Here is a 20,472-nt window from a genome sequence, read left to right on the forward strand (position 1 = left end):
GAGCTATGTCGAGTTTTGAAGAAGAAGCGTTTGCAAGGGCGCAGCAAATGCACCGCCGAAGCCAGTCGGGCGGCACAAGGCAAAATGTTCCACCAAAGTGTCATAATCCCGAACCGAAACCTGAGCCAAAGCAGGAGCCGACAACTAAGCAGGAACCCGAGCCAACCCCTGTTAAATCGCAAAATTCTAAAAGAAGTGAATTGCTTGACGGTATTTTTCAGGACAGAGAACACAGCCTGCTTTTGATTTTGCTTGTTTTGCTTATGGACGAAAAGACCGACCCAACACTGCTTTTGTCCCTTATGTATCTTTTGTTGTGATTATCTTATCTGTCCGTTGCCTCTGATTATATATTTACTGCTTGTAAGCTCGTTAAGTCCCATAGGACCTCTTGCATGAAGCTTTTGTGTTGAAATTCCGATTTCCGCTCCGAGTCCAAACTCTCCGCCGTCTGTAAAGCGTGTTGAAGAATTTACATAAACTGCCGCAGAATCAACAGACGCTGTGAATTTGTTTGCACTTGCATAATCACTTGTAACTATACATTCGCTGTGTCCCGTGCTGTACTTTGCAATGTGGTCAAGTGCCTCATCAAGACTGTCAACCACTTTAACGGCAAGTATATAGTCAAGAAATTCCATCGCATAATCGTTATCCGTTGCAGGAACAACGCTGTCGCCGAGAATGGCTTTTGTTCTGTCACATCCGCGGATTTCAACGTTTTTCTTGTCAAGCTCTGCTTTGATTTTCGGCAGGGCTTTTTCTGCAATGTCTTTGTGTACAAGCACAGTTTCAATTGCATTGCATACCGACGGACGTGAGGTCTTTGCGTTGTAGATGATGTTTGCCGCCATATCAATGTCGGCACTTTTGTCAACATAAACATGGCAGTTGCCGACGCCTGTTTCAATTACCGGAACTTTTGCGTTTTCGACAACGCTTTTAATCAGTCCTGCGCCGCCTCTCGGAATAAGCACATCAAGATAATCCGAAAGCTGCATTAATTCGGTTGCACTCTGACGTGAAGTGTCTGTTACAAGAGAAATACAGTCACGAGGTAAACCTGCCTTTTCAATAGCGTCACACATTATTTTTGCAATAGCGGTGTTTGAGTTAATAGCTTCTTTTCCGCCTCTGAGAATTACTGCACTGCCTGCTTTAAGGCATAATGCGGCTGCGTCTGACGTAACGTTCGGACGGGCTTCAAAAATGATTCCGATAACGCCCATCGGAACGGTGATTTTCTCAATTTGAAGTCCGTTTTTAAGGGTTCTGCCGTCAAGCACTCTGCCGACAGGGTCTGCAAATGCGGCTACCTGCTCCACGCCGTCAGCCATACCGTTGATTCTGCCCTCGTCAAGGCTTAATCGGTCAAGCAAAGATTCTGTCAATCCTGCCTTTTTGCCGTTTTCAATATCTATTTTGTTTGCTTCGATAATAGTATTAGAATTAGCTCTTAATGCCGATGCAATAGCGTTTAAAGCTTCGTCTTTTTTGGAACCTGCCGTCATAAGAAAGCGAGCGGCTTTTTTTGCGTTTGCACCCATAATTTCAAGTTGAGTCATATTTAAATCCTCCATATTTTATTTTTTAGCAGTAAACAGTGTGCCTGTATTGTTTCCGTCAAGAATCTGATAAATATTGTCCGGTATTGAGCCGTTAATTACATATACATCTGTTCCGCGTTTTGTGGCGTAATCGGCTGCTTGAAGTTTTGTTATCATTCCACCGGTACCGCGGTTTGAACCTGAGCCTGCCGCCATATCAAAAATATCTTTGCTTATGTTCTCAACAACATCTATTTTTTTCGCATTTGGATTTGTGCGTGGGTTAGAATCGTATAATCCGTCAATATCGGTAAGAATAATGAGTCGGTCTGCGTGAATAAGACCTGCAACAATAGCAGAAAGCATATCGTTGTCGCCGATTTTATTACCGTCAAGCTCATCAATGGCAACAGTATCGTTTTCATTGATGATAGGTATAATGTTCATATTCAAAAGCTCGGTTATGGTATTTATTACATTTTGACGTTTTTGTTCCGTCTCAACCGCATATCTTGTTAAAAGTATCTGAGCAACCGAATGATTGTACTCGCCGAAAAGCTTGTCATACATAAACATAAGTTCGCATTGTCCGATTGCGGCAAGAGCCTGTTTCTTTTTATTTTCGGTGGGGCGCTTTTCAAGTCCTGCTTTGCCCATACCGACTCCGATTGCACCTGATGATACAAGAATAATTTCTTCTCCGCTGTTTTGTAAATCCGAAAGTACCTTGCAAAGTTTTTCTATTCTTCTGTAATTTATTTTTCCGTTGTCATAAGTAAGCGTGGATGTGCCTACTTTGATAACGGTACATTCTTTTTTCATAACTATTCCCATCCCTCTATACAATTGATTGTATTTAAATCGAAGCAACGCCTTGCTTTGTCTGCAAAAAGCGTTGACCAATAAGGTTTATAAATTCCGCTGAAATTTTGATATAGCACACGCCACCTTAGAAACGGGTGACATCCGCACATTGATTATATCACACATTAACCGAGTTTTACAATATTTTTGCATGAAAAATGGAGCGGTTCTCTCCGCTCCAAATTATTGTTCTCCGAATTATCCGGAATATTTTCTAACTCTTAAAGGTATGTTAAGTTTGTCGGCAATTTTTTGACATTTCGCAACTTCTTCATCGCCTATCACGTCAACAACAGACAAAGCAACGTTTGGCGTATACGCTCTGCATTTTTTTGCAAAATCAAGCATGGCGTCATATGATTCAATGCCAAATTTCGGACGTACCGTTTTTAGGTATTCCTCTTTGTTTGAGCAGTTAAGACTTATTGAAACATCGTCAATATTGTCGCAAAGCTCTTTGGAAATATCTCTGCCGTTTACAAGACTGCCGAGACCGTTGGTGTTTACCCTTGTTTTAATTCCGAGGCTTCGCAAATACTGAGCTGATTTTATCAGAACGTCAAAAGAGTTTGTCGGTTCGCCGTATCCGCAGAATACAGCCTCTTTGCAGTTTGAAAAATCAAAATTGTCAATTGCTTTTTTTACTTCGTCAAAATCAGGATTATGGTTAAGCCAAAGATTTGAAGCTTCACCGATGGCGTCTGTTTTGCTGCGAATACAAAAAGTACAGGCGCACGGACATTTGTTAGTGATGTTTAAATATACATTGTTTTTATATGTATAAATAATTTCTTCGTAGTCCGACATATTATCACCTCAAAGTTTCCGGAAGAACTTTCTGTTTGAATTTTATTGCATCAAGACCAAGTCCGAGTGCAACGTAAAGAATTGCGCCTACTGACGGTTGAAGCCACCAAAGTGAAAGCTCGCCTATTGCTGCAGCCCAACCGTACATAAGTCCGTTAGCAATGAAGTAACCGCCTACTGTAACCATTGTTGTTGGGATTATCATAATTAGGTTTGGAATATTGATTATTTTATCGTTTTTACCCTTCTTTTTAAGGATAATTCCGCAAATTATAAACGGAAGTGCGTTAAATGCTTTTATGATAGCTGTCGGAATTGCCCAGTGAGCATATCCCGAAAGCAGGTCAGCAAGTGCGCCGCCGATTGAAGCCGCAATTATTCCGAACGGAGCCGGAAGAATACTTGCTCCGAGATATATCATTGAGTCGCCTGCGTGAGAATATCCAAGCGGTGTGGGAATTTTAATAAATGCCGTTGTTACGGTAACAAGAGCCGCAAACATAGCTGTAACGGCAATTAATTTTACATTTGTGGTCGATTTTTGTTTGGCTTTTGAATTTTGCATACTATATTAACTCCTTCTGTCAGAAAGTTCGCAAATGAACTTTTCAAAATTAATACCGTAATTAGGGTCATACGGTTCTTTTATTGTGTCTGCAATTACCTTTTCAAGAAATCCGGCTGCTTTCTTTGCTGCGTCGTTAAGTGAAGCACCGCTCACAACAGCCGCACATATTATTGAAGCGAAAATATCGCCTGTGCCCGAAAAGCTGTCGCCGTATATTTTTGATTTTACAAAGTCAGTCTGATTTTTTGAAAAGATTCCATTATAAATGCAGTCTCCGTTTTTTATTCCGGTAACCACAAATTTTTGGTTGCAGTGGGCAAGTGATTTGTGTGCTAAATCCGATATTATTTCAAGATAGTTTTCATCACTCTGCTTTTTAATTATACTGTTGTATTCAACGCCTGAAATTATGCACAGCTCGGTAAGATTCGGTGTAACTATATCTGCACTTTTAACAAGCCCGCACATTTTGTCACATGTGGTTTTATTGTACGCCTTATAAATTCTTCCGTTGTCGCCCATAACAGGGTCAACAAGCACAACGTTGTACGAATTTCTGAATGTCTTAATAAATTCTGCAATTATTTCAATCTGATTTCCGTTTGCAACATAGCCCGAATAAATTCCGTCAAAGCTCTCACCGTTTTTTTGCCACATATCTATGTATGTGTGCAGACTGTCCGTAAGGTCAACGCAGCTGTGATTTTTAAAACCCGACTGGTTTGTCAAAACAGCAGTCGGCATAGGACACGGCTGAACGCCCATAGCGGAAAGGATTGCAATTGACGCAGTAAGCGAACATTTGCCAAACCCCGACAAATCGTTGATTACAGCAACTTTTTTAATCATAAATTAACTCCGAAGTATAAAAGTGTTGACTTAAAAAATTCAGGAAATGACCTGATTTTTAAGTACAGTTGCATTTTAGCACAATACTGTGCATTAAAAAATAGACAGTTTTAATAAATTTTATAAGTACAGTTTGACTGCTATAAACGACAAAAAGGCAGAATTACCGTTAGGAAACTCTGCCTTTGCTTTAATTTATAAACTTTTAAACTTTTGTGATTAAATTTTTGTGCTAAAGGGTTTAATTATGAATATGAAGGTTCTATCTTCATTCCGCCTGTTGCTTTTCCGTCAGAAACATATGCTTTGCCCGATACGCCTGTTGCAACAACCCATTCAAATTCGGGAGCTGTACTGCCGGCAGCCTTAACTTTGTACGTAACGGTCAGAAATTTGCCGCCCTTTGTGTAGTCGTAACCTTTGAATGGGTACGAACCGTTAAATTTGATTTCACCGTCAAGCTTATAGTTAATAATACTTCCGGAAGCGGCTGAGCCCTCAAGAACCGCATCGGTTGCTTCGAGGTATTTTGAGTCATACAGAATGTTAGCCTGATAGTTTTCAAGTTTTTCGGGGGCGGTAAGGTCATACACGCAGGTTATGGTGTCCCCGACAGAAAAACTTTTTCCGCCGATTGAGAGTGAAGATGAGTTGTCTGATTTTTTATCGTCATTATTTCCTTTGTTATCTCCTTTGCTTGATTTATCGGAGTCATTGGAATCATTCTTTTTAGTATCTGTGTTTGACGAAGACTTATCGGAATTTGATTTATCATTTTGTTTTTGCTCATCAGTTTCTGAGTTTTCGGAACGCTCTGTTTTTGCGCTGCCTGAGGTTTTTCCCATGTCAATTACTTTGTTGCCATTTGGTGTTGTACCGTTTTCGACCTTAACTTCATTTCCGTTTACATCGGTTCCGTTTTGCACATAAATATTGCCGTCCGCATCGGTTCCGTTTTCAACCACAACTGTTGTGCCGTTGTTATCAATAATGCTATACGTTCCCTCAATCACCTTTGAAACTACGCTTGTGCCGACAACAGATGCCTCATCGGGGGTGGAATCGTTATTGCCACATCCCGACATAAGGCTTGCCGAGGCTGTCGTAACAATTACAAGTGAGGCGAGAACAGCAATAAGTACACTTTTGGACTTTTTGTTTTTGTTATTCATTTTGCCACTTCCTTATATTTTATTTATGTATACTAATATGTTAATGATTATTATAACAACTTTTTTTACAAAAATAAAGATAATCACAATAAAATCATAAACTCCTCACATGTTTATCAAATAAGTGAACAAAATGTGTTTGATTTTTATATATGTGAATGATAAAATAAAATTATGGACATTGTTAATAAGTTTATGTTCATTTTACATTATTTTCCAATATTTTTATGGAGGCGATAATTATGAAAAAGGTAATTTCATCCGTGCTTGCAGTAATGCTTGTGATGTGCTCAATTTCTGTTTTTTCTGTCGGAGCATCCACAAAACAGGCAGCAGAAATATCTTTTAAAACAGGCAGTGCGCTTTATGTTCATGCAGTTGCAGGTTCAAACGATGCAGATGCATGGCAGGCTTGGCAGAGCCGGCATGATGAGGATTTTAACGAAATTGATTCTAACGTAAAGTATTTCTTCCTGCCATCATCGGCAAGTGACTCTCAGGTCGAAATATTCAATGCATATTCACAAGGTGTTTCCGTAAACGGACAGAACATTGCTTCGGGAGAATCCCGAACTGTATCTTATGATTTGAATACAGATTATAGTGTATCCGCAAGCGGCAAAACATATAAGCTCAAGTTTATGAAATCTTCGGCTGAAGCTGCAATTTATATCAATAACAGTGATGCTGACGGTAAGGGCACAGACCTTATGAGTTACCTAAATCAGGACAAGAGCCTGTCAGCTTCCGCAACAGGGGCTATTGTTGACAAAGACGGCACTATTGACAATACAAAAATAAAAAAGATTAAGGGCAGAGGAAATACCACATGGGATAAGCCGAAAAAAGCCTATAATATTACATATAATTCAAAGGTATCAATAGCGGGAATGGACAAGGGTAAAAAGTATTCGATTCTTGCAAACTATCAGGATGACTCACTGTCAAGAAACAGATTTTTGTATGACCTTTCTGATGCGGTCGGAATGCCGTATGCTTCGGATTCAAGATATGTTGACTTTTATGTCAACGGTTTTTACTGGGGTTCCTACCAGATGACTCAAAAAGTTGAGGTCGGTTCTTCAAGCCTTGTTGACGATATTGACACAGATTCATATTTAAATGAAGACGGAACGGTAAAAGAAGATTTTCCGTTCTTGTGCGAGGTTGACGCAGGTGCCAATGATTATGATGACTACTATGTGTCAGCAGTCGGCAACAAAATTACAATCAAATCACCTGAGTTGAATCCGGGAGACCCGGGATATGAGGAGGTTAAGGCATATGTAAAATCAAAGTTTACCGATTTTTACAATGCTACCAGAAAGGCTTCGGTTGACTTGTCAAAGTATGCCGATGTGGACTCGTTAACAAAACTTTACCTTATTAATGAACTGGGCAAAAACTGGGACTCAGGCGTTTCAAGCTTATTCTTTACCTATAAGCAGGATGAAAATGGCGACTATAAATTCTACGGTTCACCTGTATGGGATTATGATAATTCGCTCGGCAATGCAGGCGGAGAACAGTATGAGCTGAGTTATATCGGAGTAAAAGACTATACCGAATACTCCGGTTGGTGGTGCAAATTTAAAGGTAAAGATAAAAACAGCAAATCAAGCTCAAACGTTATGAATAATATTTCAAGAAACAAGTATGTTACCGCTGCTGCTCCTAAGATTTGGTTTGAAGATTTTATGCCTGCAATTAATCACTTCTCGGGCGAAAAGTATAATCCTGAGGTTGAAAAGGAATTATACACTTCATCAGAGTACTATAATCTTTTAAAGAACAGTGCCGAAATGAATTATCAGAGCGGTTGGCTCCTCAAAACAGGCGATTGGATTTGCGACCATTCAAGTATGAAGAAAGCAAGCTTTGATTTGGCTTCAAAAACATACACGGTTGACAGCAATAAAACAAGATATGCAAATAATTTTGACGGAATGTATTCGTACTGCTCAGATTGGCTTACAAGCAGAGCTGCTTGGCTGTCATCTCAAATGGCTTCAAGTTATACTCCGTCTTATAAGAAGGGCGATGTAAATCTTGACGGCGTTGTAGACGTTACCGATACAACGCTGGTTCAAAAATACCTTGCCTCAACTGCGGAACTGACTTCATTGCAGATTGAAATCGCTGATGTAAACGGTGACGGAACCGTTTCTGTTGCCGATGCAACAGCCATTCAAAAAATGATTGCAGGTATGCGGTAAAACAATATTTTTACATTAAAAGGGTTGCTAATGCAGCCCTTTTGTTTTATAATATGAAAAGAAAAATGAACAATAATTGTGTTTTATCAATTTCCAATATGAAAGGAATGTATATATTATGATGAGAAAAACAAAAATAGTTTGTACTCTCGGACCTGCATGTAATACAAAGGAAACTTTGCTAAAAATGATTAATGCGGGAATGAACGTTGCAAGAATCAATATGTCTCACGGCGTTTATGATGAACTTGAAGTTTTATTTGCTACTTTAAAAGAAGCAATTGAAGAAAGCGGAAAAAATGTTGAAATTCTTCTTGATACCAAAGGCCCGGAAGTGCGTGTTACTACCTTTAAAGAGGGTGCTGTAACACTCAAAGAAGGCAATGAATTTTCACTGCTTAAGGGATGTGAAGAGGGTGACGAGAACGGCGTAAGCATTTCATTCCCAAAACTTATTGATTTATTCTACGCTGACGGAGGCTCTGCAATCGGCAGAGAGATTTTGCTTGATGACGGTTTGCTTTCACTTGTTGTTAAAGATGTTCAGCCTGACAGAATTGTATGTACCGTAAACAAGGGCGGTGTGCTCAAAAACCGCAAGAGCCTTAATATTCCGGGATATCATATCAATATGCCGTATGTAAGTGCTCAGGACAGACGAGACATAGAATTTGGACTTACACACGGTGCAAATGTTGTTGCCGCTTCGTTTGTTCGCAATCACGAAGATGTTCGTACTTTACGTGATTATATTGACAGCATAGGATTTGAATACGTTGAAATTATTGCAAAGATTGAAAACCAGAGCGGCGTTGACGATATGGATGCAATCATTGACTATGCAGACGGCATAATGGTTGCGAGAGGCGATATGGGCGTTGAAATACCGTTTATTAAGTTGCCTGAAATTCAAAAAACTCTTATCAGAAAATGTGTTGCAAAGGGAAAATACGTTATTACCGCAACTCAGATGCTTGAAAGTATGACAACATCTCCACGCCCAACCCGTGCAGAAATCAGCGACGTTGCCAATGCGGTTTATGACGGAACAAGCGCAGTTATGCTTTCCGGTGAATCGGCAGCAGGCAAATATCCTGTTGAAAGTGTAAAGGCACTTGCAGACATATGCAGAGAAGCTGAAAATAACGGTGAGTTTACCGCTTTGCATTGTTATATTGAGTCACACTATCAGAATGACAGCAATTTGATACGCAGCAGCATTTGCAAGGCAGCAAAGGATATTTCGGTTGCGGTCGGCGCAAAGGCAATTATTGTTGAAAGCGCAACAGGCAGAGTTGCAAGAGCTATGGTTCATTTCAGACCTGATGTGCCTGTAATTGCAGTTGTTACCTCACAGCTTGTTTGCAAAAAACTGTGCCTTAACTGGGGTGTTACCGCAGTTATCGGTGAAGAAAAGCGCACATCCGATGCTATCACACGTCAGGCAATGGAAAAAGCTCTTTCGACGGGATTGGTAAAGAAAGGCGATACAGTCGTTGTGCTTTCGTCAAACAGAACTATTCCAACTTCAAGCACAGACTCGCTTAACGTAAGAATTTTGTAATATAGATAATTATGAGTAATATAGTTTTAATTGGAATGCCCGGCTCAGGCAAAAGTACGCTTGGTGTTTTGCTTGCAAAGGCACTTGGATATTCGTTTATTGATACCGATTTGATTATCAGCCGAAAGGCAAATAAGACTCTTCAGCAAATTTTGGATACTGACGGGCTTGAAAGCTTTCTTGAGCTTGAGGAACAGGTCGGTTATGAGCTTAAGTGCGACAAAACGGTTATAGCAACCGGTGGCTCAATGGTTTTAAGCAGCAAAGCAATGCAAAATCTAAGCTTAGACGCTACGGTAGTGTATATAGATGTTCCGTTTGATGAGATTAAACGGAGGGTGACAAATATAAAAACCCGTGGAATCGCCTTCCATAAAAATGAAACACTTGAAACCGTTTATGAAAGTCGCAAGCCTCTCTATGAAAAATATGCTGACATAACGGTTAATGTTTCCGATGAAGGTCAAAGCGTAGAGGAAACGGTGTCTGAGCTTGCAGAAAGTCTTAAGTAAATTCGGCAAATGTTTTTATAGATGTTTGCAAATAAGATTTGCTGAGTTTAACTGTATATCTGCCGCTAAATCAAATATCAAAACCGCATATTTATAAAACGGAAGCTAAAGGTAGACACACGGAAAACCACCGTGTATCTACCTTTTTTGTTATACATCACCTGAATTGCTTGGCTTGACATAAGATTTTTTGAATGATAAAATAAAGCATACTAAACTTATAGGTTATTGAGAAATACAATAGGCTAATAGCCGATTAAATTTAAATGGAGAATAAAATGAAAATTATTGATTTTCACACACATATTTACCCCGAGAAAATTGCAGCCAAGGCAACCCAAAGCGTTGCTCAAGAATATGACTTGCACGCTGAGCTTACAGGAACTGCCAATGTGTTGTTAAGCGAAGGCAAAGAGGCAGGAATTTCAAAGTACGTTCTTTTGCCGGTTGCGGTTACTCCCGAACATATTGCCAGCATAAACAACTTTGTATCTCAACAGACAAAAGAGCACAGTGAGTTTATCGGTTTCGGTACTTTGCACGCTGCAATGGAAAATCCTCTTGAAGAAATTGACAGATTACAGACCTTGGGACTTTGCGGTATCAAATTTCACCCTGATATGCAAAGATTTCCGATTGACGACAGCAGGCTTGATGTTGTGTACGATGCATTACAGGGCAGGCTTCCTGTGCTTATTCATTGCGGAGACCCAAGGTATGATTATTCGCACCCAAAGCGTTTAAAAAATGTGCTCAGAAAATTTCCAAAACTTACTGTTATAGCCGCACATATGGGCGGTTGGGGACTGATTGACACTGCATATGAAGTTTTGAAAAACGAAAATTGCTACTTTGATATTTCAAGCACCATGATGTTTGTGCCCCGTGACCGACTTGTAAACTATATTCGACTGTACGGTGTGGAACGGATTTTGTTTGGCACTGATTTCCCGCTGTGGAATCCGAGCAAAGAGGTAGAGTCTTTGCTTAATTTAGGCTTGACTTCCGATGAAACCGAGTCGATTGCCGGGATAAATGCCGAACGACTGTTAAATAGTACCAAATAATTTCTTGTATCAAATAAAAATTAACGTTATTATCCAATTTTAGAAATTATATCATATTACCGTTGACACCACACTTTATGTGTGGTATTATTACAGCAACAAAACCTACTAAGTTAATAAGAACACTAAGTAAAACGAATATAGAGGAACGAAAGGAGAGCATATAATGAATACCTTCAATTTCAGAAAAAACATTATGATTAATATGATGTGCATGTGCCTTATGGGTATGTGCTGCTTTGATGCGCTCTTCGACAAAAAGTTCTGAATTTAGCGTCAGAATGACCGGAGGGCACAGCTCTTCGGTCATTTTTTATATATAATCCAAATGCAGATGCTACCGCCACTAAAACGGCGGGTGTTACATCGAAATTTCAGTGGAGGAGATATTATGAAGTTATTTTTTATCAATTTGCTCAGAACCAATTTTAGAAACGGACGAATGTGTAGTATCGCTTCAAAATAATCAAAACTTATTGAGGTGATACTTTGAAATATATTATTTCCATTAATTTTTGCAATGTTATTACCTCACATATCGTAAATTTCTAAAAAGGGGTAATTAAATTGAAAACAAAACTAATCGCAGGTGCACTTGCACTAACATTAATAATATCATCATTTTCATTCACAGGTTGTTCTAATGATTCATCACAGACTTCCGATTCGTCAAAATCCGACGGCAGTTCAACCACTCTTGAGAAAACGGATTTTAACCTTGGTTATCTAAATTCAACAGCGCATTTACTTGCGTTTGTTGCAAAGGAAGAGGGATACTTTGAAGAAGAAGGGCTAAATGTTACTCTTACTCAATTCTCAAGTGCTTCGGAGCTTTCAACAGGTCTTGAATCCGGTAAGCTTGATGTTGCGTTTATAGGCTCGGTTCCGTCGCTTACATTTCAAAGTCAGGGACACGACCTTACAATTTTTGGCGGAGCAATGTCAAACGGCCACGGCTATGTAATAAAACCCGAATTGGTAAAAGATTTAAAGGATGATGAAATTGACATAAATGTCCTAAAAGGCAAAAACGTTGCTTCTGTTAAAAACAGTATTCAGGACGCAGAGCTTCAGTTGATATTAAAGGACGAGGGCATTGAAATAGGCGAGGGCGACGACAAGGTAAACATAGTTTACTTTGACAGCCAAAAAGACGCTTATGCCGCAATTCAGGGACAGGAGATTGACGCAGCTTCGGTTTATTCGCCGTATGCTTCTCTTGCACAAGCCGCAGGCTACAAAGTAGTTTATACCTGCAACGAGATTGACAGGTTTAAGAATCAGCCCTGCTGCCGTCAGGTTGCAACGACATCCGCAATTTTCGAAAGACCTAATTCATACAATGCTTTTGAAAGAGCTTTAATAAAGGCGTACAAGCTGTATCAGGATAATCACGAAAAGACAGTTGAGGACGTAAAGAAGTATATAGATATTGATTCCGACTACATAGATTATGAGGTTTACGGAGGACTTTCAACATCAAGTCCCGACCCTGACAAAACAGCTACTCTTGAACTTAAAGACGATATTGTTAATCTCGGTTATACTTCGGATTATGATGCCGAAAAGCTTTATAACACTGATGTTTACAAAAAGGCGCTTGACAGCATAATTGCAGAAAATCCTGATGACGAGGTTTACAAGTCTTTGCAGGAACACTTTGACAAGTACGAATAATTAATTTAACAATGCAGTGCGAGGTGAAAGTGTTGAGCAATATTGAAGTAGATAATCTGACCGTAAACTATACAGCAAAAAACCATAGCTTTACAGCGTTGGAGGATGTATCGTTTTCTATTGAAGCGGGTGAATTTGTAAGCATAATCGGCTCAAGCGGCTGCGGAAAAAGTACGCTGCTTAGCATACTTGAGGGAATTAACACCCCGACTAAGGGCGAAATAAGAATTGACGGTAAGCCGATTAACGGAACGGGAACCGACAGAGGAGTTGTGTTTCAGCATTATTCTTTGTTTCCGTGGATGACAGCAAGAAAAAACATTGCTTTCGGAATTAAGCAGGTAAAAAAAGATTTGTCAAAATCCGAAAGACTTAATATTGCCGATAAGTTTCTTGACAAAGTAGGTCTTGAGGAATTTAAGGACAAATATCCGTCACAACTTTCGGGCGGTATGCAGCAAAGAGTTGCCATTGCCAGGGCACTTGCAATGAATACCGACATACTTTTGATGGATGAGCCGTTCGGCGCAATAGACGCCAAAAACCGAACCATACTTCAGGAGCTTCTGTTAAAGCTTTGGGAGGGAGACGGAACACAGGAAAAGAAAACGGTTGTTTTTGTTACACACGATATTGACGAGGCAATACTTCTGTCTGACCGAATTATTATGATGACGGCAAACCCGGGAAAGGTAAGGAAAGAAATTCCTGTTCCATTTGAAAGACCGAGAAACCGTTCCGAGCTTGTTCAGACAAGCGAATACGGCAAATTCAGGAACAAACTTATAAATCTGTTCTATGGCGATATAGCGGAAAAAATCGGCGGAAATGAGGTGGTGCTCTGATGACGGCAAAAAAGAGAATTATACATCTTGCAAACATATTATACTTGGTATTTTTGCTTATTCAGTTCATACCAAATTCGCTGGACGGCGAAACATACTCTCTGTATACAATAGTATTTGCTTCGGCAATTGAAGTGCTTGTTATTGTCGTCTCAATTTTCATTAAAAAGGAAAAAGGTTTTCATCTTTTTACGGATATAGTAAGTTTCATATACGGATTTTTAATCTTGTGGACCTTGCTGACAGAAAAATTCAATGTTTTGCGTGCGGCTCTTTTTCCGCCGATGGGCAAAGTGTTCCATCAGTTTATTGCCGATTTTGATAAGATTGTTTTAAATATCGGCAGTTCAATCGGAATAGTGATTGAGGGCTATGTTCTGGCAGCGATAATAGCAATTCCGCTTGGTTTATTCCTTGGCTGGAGTATTCGTCTTGGCAGTGCGGCAACCTATGTTTCAAAGTTTCTCGGCGCAATTCCTCCGATTGTTTATATTCCGTACGGCATAGCACTTTTACCGACGTTCCGTTCGGTTTCGGTATTTGTTATTTTTCTTGCAACATTTTGGCCTGTTCTCGCAAGCACAATGAGCGGCGTGCTTAATGTTGAAAAGGAAGTAATTGATTCCGCAAAGGTACTTAATGTAAACAAGTTCACAATGCTGTTTTCGGTGATATTGCCGTCGGCTTTGCCTCAGATATTTATCGGCTGCAATCAGGGCTTGAGTGTTTCATTTATCTTGCTTACTTCGGCTGAGATGATAGGAGCTCGCAGCGGACTTGGATATTATGTAAAGAACTATTCTGATTTGGGCGACTACACACGCACAATCGTAGGACTTCTTGTAATTGGCGTTGTGGTTGTTGCAATATCGTTTTTATTTAATAAACTGCAAAACCATTTGCTTAAATGGAAAAGATAAAATCTAAAGGGTGTTTATTATGAAAGAAATTTTGTGGCACGGCAGGGGCGGTCAGGGAGCATTTACCGCTGCAAAACTTTTGGGAGCGGCGTTTGCCCTCAGAGATGATAAAAGTTTTGCTCTTGCGTTTCCGTCGTTCGGTCCGGAACGCCGAGGTGCTCCGATAAGGGCGTTTACAAAACTCGACAATAAGCCGATAGGAAACAGAAGTGAAATTGAAAAGGCTGATTACAGTATATTTCTTGATGATACATTACTTGTAAGCTCATCGCTTGATGAACTTAAAGGAAACGGAAAAATAATCGTTAATACAAAGCAGAGTTTTGATGATGAAAGAATAATCGCCGTTGATGCGGACTCGCTCGCTGAAAAGGTTCTTAAACGACCAATTACCAATACTATCCTGCTCGGAGCTTTTTCAGCTGTTTCGGGTGAGGTTGAAATATCGGATATTGAAAATGCGATAAAACTTTATATGCCGCAAAAACTTCACGCCAAAAATATCGAAGCGGTTGAACAGGCAAGCAGGCTGTTTAAGGAGGTCAAATAATGAAACCGTATCTCAGAGATTTTGTACCTCAAAACCTTGAGGATATTCCCGAGGCAACAGCCTATGAGGCGGGTTACCTTGTAACAAAAAATGCGGGCTGGCGAAATGTACGTCCTGTTATAGACAACACAAAGTGCGTCGGCTGTTTGCAATGCTATCTGTACTGTCCCGACGGAGTTATTTTTCAGGACGATAATAAGGTTGATGTCGATTATAATTTTTGCAAGGGCTGCGGAATTTGTCAAAAAATCTGCAAGGTCGGAGCAATTAGGATGGAGGCGGAAAAATAATGTCAAAACACTTTTTATCGGGTAATGACGCATTTGCCTACGGCATCCGCCTTGCAAGGCCAAAGGTAATTTCGGCGTATCCTATAACTCCGCAGACAATTGTTGTTGAACGCCTGTCTGAAATGGTTGAGGACAAAAGCCTTGACAGCCAATTTATTCACGTTGAATCGGAACATTCGGCGATGTCATGTGCAATGGGAGCCTCATCGGTTGGTGCAAGAACCTTTACGGCTACATCTTCACAGGGACTTTTGTATATGGCTGAATGTCTTACTTATGCCTCGGGCGGAAGATTTCCGATTGTAATGATGAATGCCAACCGTTCAACAGCCTTGCCGTGGAACATATACGGCGACCAGCGTGATTCGCTTTCTTTGCTTGACAGCGGCTGGATACAGGCGTATGCGGAAAATGCCCAGGAGGCACTTGACCTTGCTTTGCTAAGTTATTATGTTGCGGAGCATAAAGAGGTGCAAACACCGTTTATGGCTAATCTTGACGGATTTGTGCTCACACATACATATGAGGTTGTCGATGTACCTACTCAGGAACAGGCTGATGAATTTTTGCCTCCGTATGAAACCGACAACAAGATGGATTTACAAAATCCACGAAACCTTGCCTTTTCGGCAGGTCCCGCAACAAACACGGCGTTTAAATACAAAGAACATAACGGTCTTTTAAATGCCAAAAAAATTATCAGCGAAGCGGAAACACGTTTTAATGAGATTTTTGGCAGACAATATACAGGTTTGATTGAAAAATATAAGTCCGATGACGCAGATTACATAATTATTACACTCGGTAGTATATCCGGTCTTGTAAAACAAACCGTTGATGAGCTTAGGGAGCAGGGAGAAAAGGTCGGACTTGTCCGAATAAGATATATGCGCCCGTTCCCAAACGAAGAAATTTCACAGGCGGTACAAAACGCAAAGGCTGCCGCTGTTCTTGAAAAAGATATTTCATTCGGAAACGAGGGAACTGTTTATACAAATGTCAACTCTGCACTCAAAAAATTCGGTGTTGAGGTTCCTGTTTCTAATTATATCGGCGGACTCGGCGGAAGAAATATTTCTGAAGTAGAAATAAAAACTATATTTAGCAGTTTAAAAACCAACCCAAGCGGTGTTAATTTTCTTGGAATTGGGGTGAATGACAGTGAGTAAACCCGTTACGGCAAAAACAATTTCAAAGGACGAATTTTTTTACGGTCATAAGGCCTGTGCAGGCTGCGGAGGCAGTCTTGCCGTAAGAATCGCTCTAAAGGTGCTTGGTAAAAACACGGTTGCGGTGCTCCCGGCAGGTTGTATGTCGGCTGTCGGATTTAACTTTCCTCAGCTTTGTTTTTCCAACAACGCAATAATCTCTACTTTTGCGGGAACGGCTTCAATGCTTACAGGTGTTGAAGCGGGTTTAAGAGCCCAGGGAATTACGGATTTTAATGCTGTCGGCTTTGCGGGAGACGGAGGAACGGCAGACATCGGATTGCAGGCATTGTCGGGTGCAATCGACAGAAACGATGATATCATATACATTTGCTATGACAACGAGGCATATATGAATACGGGTATTCAGAAAAGCTCTCTGACTCCGTTCGGAGCACGCACTACAACTACCCCCGCAGGACAAAACATTCACGGTAACATAAGACCAAAGAAAAATATGTTTGAGATTGTTGCGGCTCATGGGATTCCGTATGCGGCAACGGCAAGCATAGGTTATATCAACGACTTTATGCAAAAAGTTCAAAAGGCTTCCGAGATTCGAGGAACAAAGTATATACACGTAATTGCACCCTGCCCGACAGGCTGGGGAATAGATACGAGTGAAACCGTTGAAATTGCAAAAGAGGTTGTTGACACAGGCTTGTGGTATCTTGCAGAGTATGAAAACGGCGAGTTTAAGCTAAACCACCGTCCAAAGGAATTTGCAAGTGTAGAGCATTATCTTACACGCCAGTCAAGATTCCGTCATCTCACAGATGAAGATATAGAAATAATAAAAACATCCCGTGATAAAAAATGGGAGTATATCAATAAAAATTTTGGATAAGTAAAACTAATGCAGACAGGAGTAATTAAAATGGCACAGAAAAGAGACATAAACAATAAATTTTGGGATGAAGAACTTGAAACAATGCCAAGAGAGCAGCTTGAAAAACAGCAGCTCAAGGACTTAAAGGAGATTGTTAAATTTGCTTATGAAAATTCTCCGTACTATAAGCGTTCTTTTGACGAAGCAGGCGTAAAGCCGGAGGACATAAAGCAGCTTTCAGATATTCAGAAGTTCCCATTCATTAATAAAAAGACTCAGCGTGACACTCAGGGTGTAGGCTCTTTCCTCGGCGAGCTTGCAGCTGTTCCGGAAGAAGATGTTGTATTTATTTCAACTTCATCGGGTTCAACCGGCGTTCCTACAATGAGCCCGTTCACCAAAAAAGACTTTGATGAATTTCAGGATACAGAAAGCCGTTGGTTCTGGCAAATCGGTATGCGTCCAAACGACAGATATGTTCACGCTCTTAATTTTTCTCTTTACGTTGGCGGACCTGATGTAATCGGTGCGCAGAACCTTGGTGCTTTGTGCATTTGGGGCGGTACGCTTCCGTCGGAAAGACTTTTGTTTGTGTTAAAAACTTATCAGCCGACAATTATTTGGACAAGCCCGTCATACGCTTGGCAGCTTGGCGAAAAGGCAAAGAAAGCCGGAATTGACCCTAAAAAGGATTTGTCAATTAAGAAGATTATTGTTGCAGGCGAGCTTGGTGGCTCCATTGATTCAACAAGAAAGGCAATCGAAGATTTGTGGGGCGCAGAAGTTTACGATTTCTACGGACTGTCTGATATTTTCGGTGCCTGCGCAGCAATGTGTGAGGCAAAAGACGGACTTCACATCGCCGAAAACCATATTCTTGTTGAAACTGTTGATATTCATACCGGAGAAATTCTTAAGCCGGGCGAAGTCGGCGAACTTGTGTTCACAACCCTGCGCAAGCACGCAAGACCGCTTATCCGTTTCCGCACAGGCGATATCGGCTGGATAGACAACACACCGTGCAAATGCGGAAGAACTCACGGTAGAATACATATTCAGGGAAGAAAGGACGATATGTTTATTGTATCGGCTGTTAACGTATTTCCAAGTGATATTGAAGCCGCAATTCGTGAGCTTGACGGCATAACAGGCGAATACCTTATCAGAATTTTTGAAGAAAACTATACAAACAGATATGCGGTAGAAATTGAGAAGAGCGCAGATAACACCGAATCTGACGAACAGCTTGCCGCAAGAGTTTCCGCTGCTTTAAAGGGCAGAATCGGCGTTAAGCCTGCAAGGGTGGTTGTTCATCCGGACGGCGGTCTTGATACTCGTTCCGAGCACAAATCAAGAAGAGTAATAGACGAGCGCAAACTTGATTACAGTATTTAACGGGGGAGTGCAGCAATGCCTGAATTATCACGCAGAACAGACACATTTACCGACTCGGTCATTCGCAGAATGACGCGTGTTTCATTAAAATATAATGCGGTTAATCTTTCTCAGGGGTTTCCCGATTTTGAACCGCCAAAAGAAATTCTCAATAGACTTGCCGAGGTTGCGCACGAAGACTTTCACCAGTATTCCATTACCTGGGGTGCGCAGAATTTCAGAGAGGCGCTTGCCGAAAAGCAGTCTCGCCTTATGGGCATAACAATTGATGCAAACAGCGAGATTGTGGTAACCTGCGGCAGTACAGAGGCAATGATGGCGGCAATGATGACGGTTGCAAATCCCGGTGATAAAGTTATTGTCTTTTCTCCGTTTTATGAAAATTACGGAGCGGACACTATTCTCTCGGGTGCAGAGCCGATTTATGTTCCGCTTTATCCACCTGAATTTAACTTTAATGCGGATGAGCTTGAAAATGCGTTTAAACAACACCCAAAAGCATTGATATTGTGCAATCCGTCAAATCCGTGCGGAAAGGTGTTTACATATGATGAGCTCAAAATAATTGCAGACCTTGCCGAAAAATACGATACATTTGTAATTACCGATGAAGTTTATGAGCATATTGTATATGAACCCAACAAGCACGTGTATTTTTCGTCACTGCCTAATATGTATGAACGCACAATATCATGCAGTTCTCTTTCAAAGACATATTCAATTACGGGCTGGAGATTAGGTTATATAATCGCTCCGCCAAATATAATTGAAGTTGCAAAAAAAGTTCATGACTTCCTTACCGTCGGAGCGGCTGCACCGCTTCAGGAAGCCGCTGTAACCGGTTTAAAGTTCGGAGACGATTATTATAAATGGCTTCAGGACAAATATACCCACAAACGTGACCTTTTTCTAAAAGGACTGGATGACATCGGCATTGCTCATACCGTGCCACAGGGTGCTTATTATATTTTGCTTGATATTTCCGAGTTTGGTTTTGACAGCGACTTGGAGTTTTGCGAAGTGCTTGCAAAGGATGTCGGCGTCGGCGCTGTTCCGGGTTCAAGCTTTTTCAGAGAAAACGTAAATAATCTTGTAAGGCTCCACTTTGCAAAAAAAGACGACACGCTTAACGAAGCACTCAACCGACTTGAAAGTATACGCAAAAAAATACCGATTCGTAAATAATCTAAATCAAATAAATTTTGTCTCTACAAAGGCGTATGAAATATCAAAATTAAGGCGCTGTGAAGAAACGAAGCTAAAAGCTTCCGACTTCACAGCGCCCTCTTTTTTGCAGCAGTTATGCGGAAAAATGTTGAAAAAACCGCACGTTTCCCCTTACCCCAAAGGAACAGCTCTTTGAATATCACGCAGCCTTTTGGAGTCTGTTTTGCTTGTTATAGAATTTGTGGAGGTTAAACCCGATAGAAACCAGATAAATCTCCAGTTTAACCCTTTGCTGACCTTTTCGCACCATTCGTTTGTACCAACGGTCATACTTGATGACGCCAAAGGTGCCTTCGGCTTGTATCGAGCGGTTCGTTCGCAGCAGTGCGCCGTGGATACATTCGAGGTTTTCCAGAACCTCCCGG

21 protein-coding genes are annotated in these 20,472 nt (G+C 40.8%); 14 read left to right on the forward strand and 7 right to left on the reverse strand.

Translation table 11 applies throughout. From position 1 onward, the window contains the following. Nucleotides 1-5 precede the first annotated feature (5 nt). Nucleotides 6-320, forward strand: coding sequence for a hypothetical protein (locus tag BLP46_RS08040; protein WP_092977994.1), 315 nt, complete (start codon nucleotides 6-8; stop codon nucleotides 318-320). Here the strand turns inward: BLP46_RS08040 and BLP46_RS08045 are convergent, their stop codons facing one another. From BLP46_RS08045 to BLP46_RS08070, 6 genes are all read right to left on the reverse strand, one after another. Continuing rightward, nucleotides 321-1,565: a glutamate-5-semialdehyde dehydrogenase gene (locus BLP46_RS08045; protein WP_092977996.1), complete on the reverse strand. Its 1,245-nt coding sequence runs from the start codon at nucleotides 1,563-1,565 to the stop codon at nucleotides 321-323. It abuts the gene before it with no gap. An 18-nt stretch (nucleotides 1,566-1,583) separates the two neighbouring features. After that, on the reverse strand, nucleotides 1,584-2,369 hold the full coding sequence (gene proB, locus BLP46_RS08050; protein WP_318259535.1) for a glutamate 5-kinase: 786 nt from the start codon (nucleotides 2,367-2,369) through the stop codon (nucleotides 1,584-1,586). Between the two features lie 240 nt (nucleotides 2,370-2,609). Further along, entirely contained in the window at nucleotides 2,610-3,218 is a 609-nt protein-coding gene (locus BLP46_RS08055; protein WP_092978000.1) for a TIGR04100 family radical SAM protein, read from the reverse strand. A gap of 4 nt (nucleotides 3,219-3,222) precedes the next feature. After that, on the reverse strand, nucleotides 3,223-3,783 hold the full coding sequence (locus tag BLP46_RS08060; protein WP_092978002.1) for an ECF transporter S component: 561 nt from the start codon (nucleotides 3,781-3,783) through the stop codon (nucleotides 3,223-3,225). 6 nt (nucleotides 3,784-3,789) lie between these two features. Beyond that, entirely contained in the window at nucleotides 3,790-4,635 is an 846-nt protein-coding gene (locus BLP46_RS08065; protein ID WP_092978004.1) for a pyridoxamine kinase, read from the reverse strand. Between the two features lie 245 nt (nucleotides 4,636-4,880). Continuing rightward, nucleotides 4,881-5,807, reverse strand: a complete 927-nt coding sequence (locus BLP46_RS08070) for a cohesin domain-containing protein (protein WP_092978006.1) — start codon at nucleotides 5,805-5,807, stop codon at nucleotides 4,881-4,883. A 242-nt stretch (nucleotides 5,808-6,049) separates the two neighbouring features. Here BLP46_RS08070 and BLP46_RS08075 point away from each other — a divergent pair, with 242 nt between their 5' ends. From BLP46_RS08075 to BLP46_RS08135, 13 genes are all read left to right on the forward strand, one after another. After that, entirely contained in the window at nucleotides 6,050-8,023 is a 1,974-nt protein-coding gene (locus BLP46_RS08075; RefSeq protein ID WP_167669221.1) for a CotH kinase family protein, read from the forward strand. 118 nt (nucleotides 8,024-8,141) lie between these two features. Further along, nucleotides 8,142-9,587 (forward strand): pyruvate kinase, encoded by a 1,446-nt coding sequence (pyk, locus tag BLP46_RS08080; protein WP_092978010.1) that lies wholly within the window; start codon nucleotides 8,142-8,144, stop codon nucleotides 9,585-9,587. Between the two features lie 11 nt (nucleotides 9,588-9,598). Beyond that, nucleotides 9,599-10,099 (forward strand): shikimate kinase, encoded by a 501-nt coding sequence (locus BLP46_RS08085; protein WP_092978012.1) that lies wholly within the window; start codon nucleotides 9,599-9,601, stop codon nucleotides 10,097-10,099. 278 nt (nucleotides 10,100-10,377) lie between these two features. Then, nucleotides 10,378-11,166, forward strand: coding sequence for an amidohydrolase family protein (locus BLP46_RS08090; RefSeq protein WP_092978014.1), 789 nt, complete (start codon nucleotides 10,378-10,380; stop codon nucleotides 11,164-11,166). A 567-nt stretch (nucleotides 11,167-11,733) separates the two neighbouring features. After that, complete coding sequence (locus BLP46_RS08095) at nucleotides 11,734-12,843, forward strand: ABC transporter substrate-binding protein (protein WP_167669222.1); 1,110 nt, start codon at nucleotides 11,734-11,736, stop codon at nucleotides 12,841-12,843. 32 nt (nucleotides 12,844-12,875) lie between these two features. Next, entirely contained in the window at nucleotides 12,876-13,688 is an 813-nt protein-coding gene (locus tag BLP46_RS08100; RefSeq protein ID WP_092978018.1) for an ABC transporter ATP-binding protein, read from the forward strand. Continuing rightward, on the forward strand, nucleotides 13,688-14,608 hold the full coding sequence (locus BLP46_RS08105) for an ABC transporter permease (protein WP_092978020.1): 921 nt from the start codon (nucleotides 13,688-13,690) through the stop codon (nucleotides 14,606-14,608). The genes BLP46_RS08100 and BLP46_RS08105 overlap by 1 nt, the downstream gene beginning before the upstream one ends. 19 nt (nucleotides 14,609-14,627) lie before the next feature. Then, complete coding sequence (locus tag BLP46_RS08110) at nucleotides 14,628-15,158, forward strand: 2-oxoacid:acceptor oxidoreductase family protein (protein WP_092978022.1); 531 nt, start codon at nucleotides 14,628-14,630, stop codon at nucleotides 15,156-15,158. Then, entirely contained in the window at nucleotides 15,158-15,448 is a 291-nt protein-coding gene (locus BLP46_RS08115) for a 4Fe-4S binding protein (protein ID WP_092978024.1), read from the forward strand. The genes BLP46_RS08110 and BLP46_RS08115 overlap by 1 nt, the downstream gene beginning before the upstream one ends. Beyond that, a complete protein-coding gene (locus BLP46_RS08120) occupies nucleotides 15,448-16,617 on the forward strand; it encodes a transketolase C-terminal domain-containing protein (protein ID WP_092978026.1) in 1,170 nt (389 codons plus the stop codon). Before BLP46_RS08115 ends, BLP46_RS08120 begins: the two co-directional genes overlap by 1 nt. Beyond that, nucleotides 16,610-17,503: a thiamine pyrophosphate-dependent enzyme gene (locus tag BLP46_RS08125; RefSeq protein WP_318259539.1), complete on the forward strand. Its 894-nt coding sequence runs from the start codon at nucleotides 16,610-16,612 to the stop codon at nucleotides 17,501-17,503. The genes BLP46_RS08120 and BLP46_RS08125 overlap by 8 nt, the downstream gene beginning before the upstream one ends. 30 nt (nucleotides 17,504-17,533) lie before the next feature. Further along, nucleotides 17,534-18,880: a phenylacetate--CoA ligase family protein gene (locus BLP46_RS08130; RefSeq protein WP_092978030.1), complete on the forward strand. Its 1,347-nt coding sequence runs from the start codon at nucleotides 17,534-17,536 to the stop codon at nucleotides 18,878-18,880. A gap of 15 nt (nucleotides 18,881-18,895) precedes the next feature. After that, on the forward strand, nucleotides 18,896-20,065 hold the full coding sequence (locus BLP46_RS08135; RefSeq protein ID WP_092978032.1) for a pyridoxal phosphate-dependent aminotransferase: 1,170 nt from the start codon (nucleotides 18,896-18,898) through the stop codon (nucleotides 20,063-20,065). Nucleotides 20,066-20,246: 181 nt separating this feature from the next. On the opposite strand, the gene BLP46_RS08140 is transcribed toward BLP46_RS08135, so the two are convergent. Further along, a partial coding sequence (locus BLP46_RS08140; RefSeq protein WP_207645222.1) for a transposase occupies nucleotides 20,247-20,472 on the reverse strand: 226 nt, incomplete at its 5' end.

Source organism: Ruminococcus sp. YE282, from assembly GCA_900101355.1.
Taxonomy (GTDB): Bacteria; Bacillota; Clostridia; order Oscillospirales; family Acutalibacteraceae; genus Ruminococcoides; species Ruminococcoides bromii_A.

Excerpts from the sequence above, each read along its gene's own strand:
- BLP46_RS08105 (WP_092978020.1), top strand. The coding sequence starts at position 13,688 with ATGACGGCAAAAAAGAGAATTATACATCTTGCAAACATATTATACTTG.
- BLP46_RS08055 (WP_092978000.1), bottom strand. The coding sequence starts at position 3,218 with ATGTCGGACTACGAAGAAATTATTTATACATATAAAAACAATGTATAT.
- pyk (WP_092978010.1), top strand. The coding sequence starts at position 8,142 with ATGATGAGAAAAACAAAAATAGTTTGTACTCTCGGACCTGCATGTAAT.
- BLP46_RS08065 (WP_092978004.1), bottom strand. The coding sequence starts at position 4,635 with ATGATTAAAAAAGTTGCTGTAATCAACGATTTGTCGGGGTTTGGCAAA.
- BLP46_RS08060 (WP_092978002.1), bottom strand. The coding sequence starts at position 3,783 with ATGCAAAATTCAAAAGCCAAACAAAAATCGACCACAAATGTAAAATTA.
- BLP46_RS08070 (WP_092978006.1), bottom strand. The coding sequence starts at position 5,807 with ATGAATAACAAAAACAAAAAGTCCAAAAGTGTACTTATTGCTGTTCTC.
- BLP46_RS08085 (WP_092978012.1), top strand. The coding sequence starts at position 9,599 with ATGAGTAATATAGTTTTAATTGGAATGCCCGGCTCAGGCAAAAGTACG.
- BLP46_RS08130 (WP_092978030.1), top strand. The coding sequence starts at position 17,534 with ATGGCACAGAAAAGAGACATAAACAATAAATTTTGGGATGAAGAACTT.
- BLP46_RS08045 (WP_092977996.1), bottom strand. The coding sequence starts at position 1,565 with ATGACTCAACTTGAAATTATGGGTGCAAACGCAAAAAAAGCCGCTCGC.
- BLP46_RS08115 (WP_092978024.1), top strand. The coding sequence starts at position 15,158 with ATGAAACCGTATCTCAGAGATTTTGTACCTCAAAACCTTGAGGATATT.
- proB (WP_318259535.1), bottom strand. The coding sequence starts at position 2,369 with ATGAAAAAAGAATGTACCGTTATCAAAGTAGGCACATCCACGCTTACT.
- BLP46_RS08090 (WP_092978014.1), top strand. The coding sequence starts at position 10,378 with ATGAAAATTATTGATTTTCACACACATATTTACCCCGAGAAAATTGCA.
- BLP46_RS08110 (WP_092978022.1), top strand. The coding sequence starts at position 14,628 with ATGAAAGAAATTTTGTGGCACGGCAGGGGCGGTCAGGGAGCATTTACC.
- BLP46_RS08040 (WP_092977994.1), top strand. The coding sequence starts at position 6 with ATGTCGAGTTTTGAAGAAGAAGCGTTTGCAAGGGCGCAGCAAATGCAC.
- BLP46_RS08120 (WP_092978026.1), top strand. The coding sequence starts at position 15,448 with ATGTCAAAACACTTTTTATCGGGTAATGACGCATTTGCCTACGGCATC.
- BLP46_RS08075 (WP_167669221.1), top strand. The coding sequence starts at position 6,050 with ATGAAAAAGGTAATTTCATCCGTGCTTGCAGTAATGCTTGTGATGTGC.
- BLP46_RS08135 (WP_092978032.1), top strand. The coding sequence starts at position 18,896 with ATGCCTGAATTATCACGCAGAACAGACACATTTACCGACTCGGTCATT.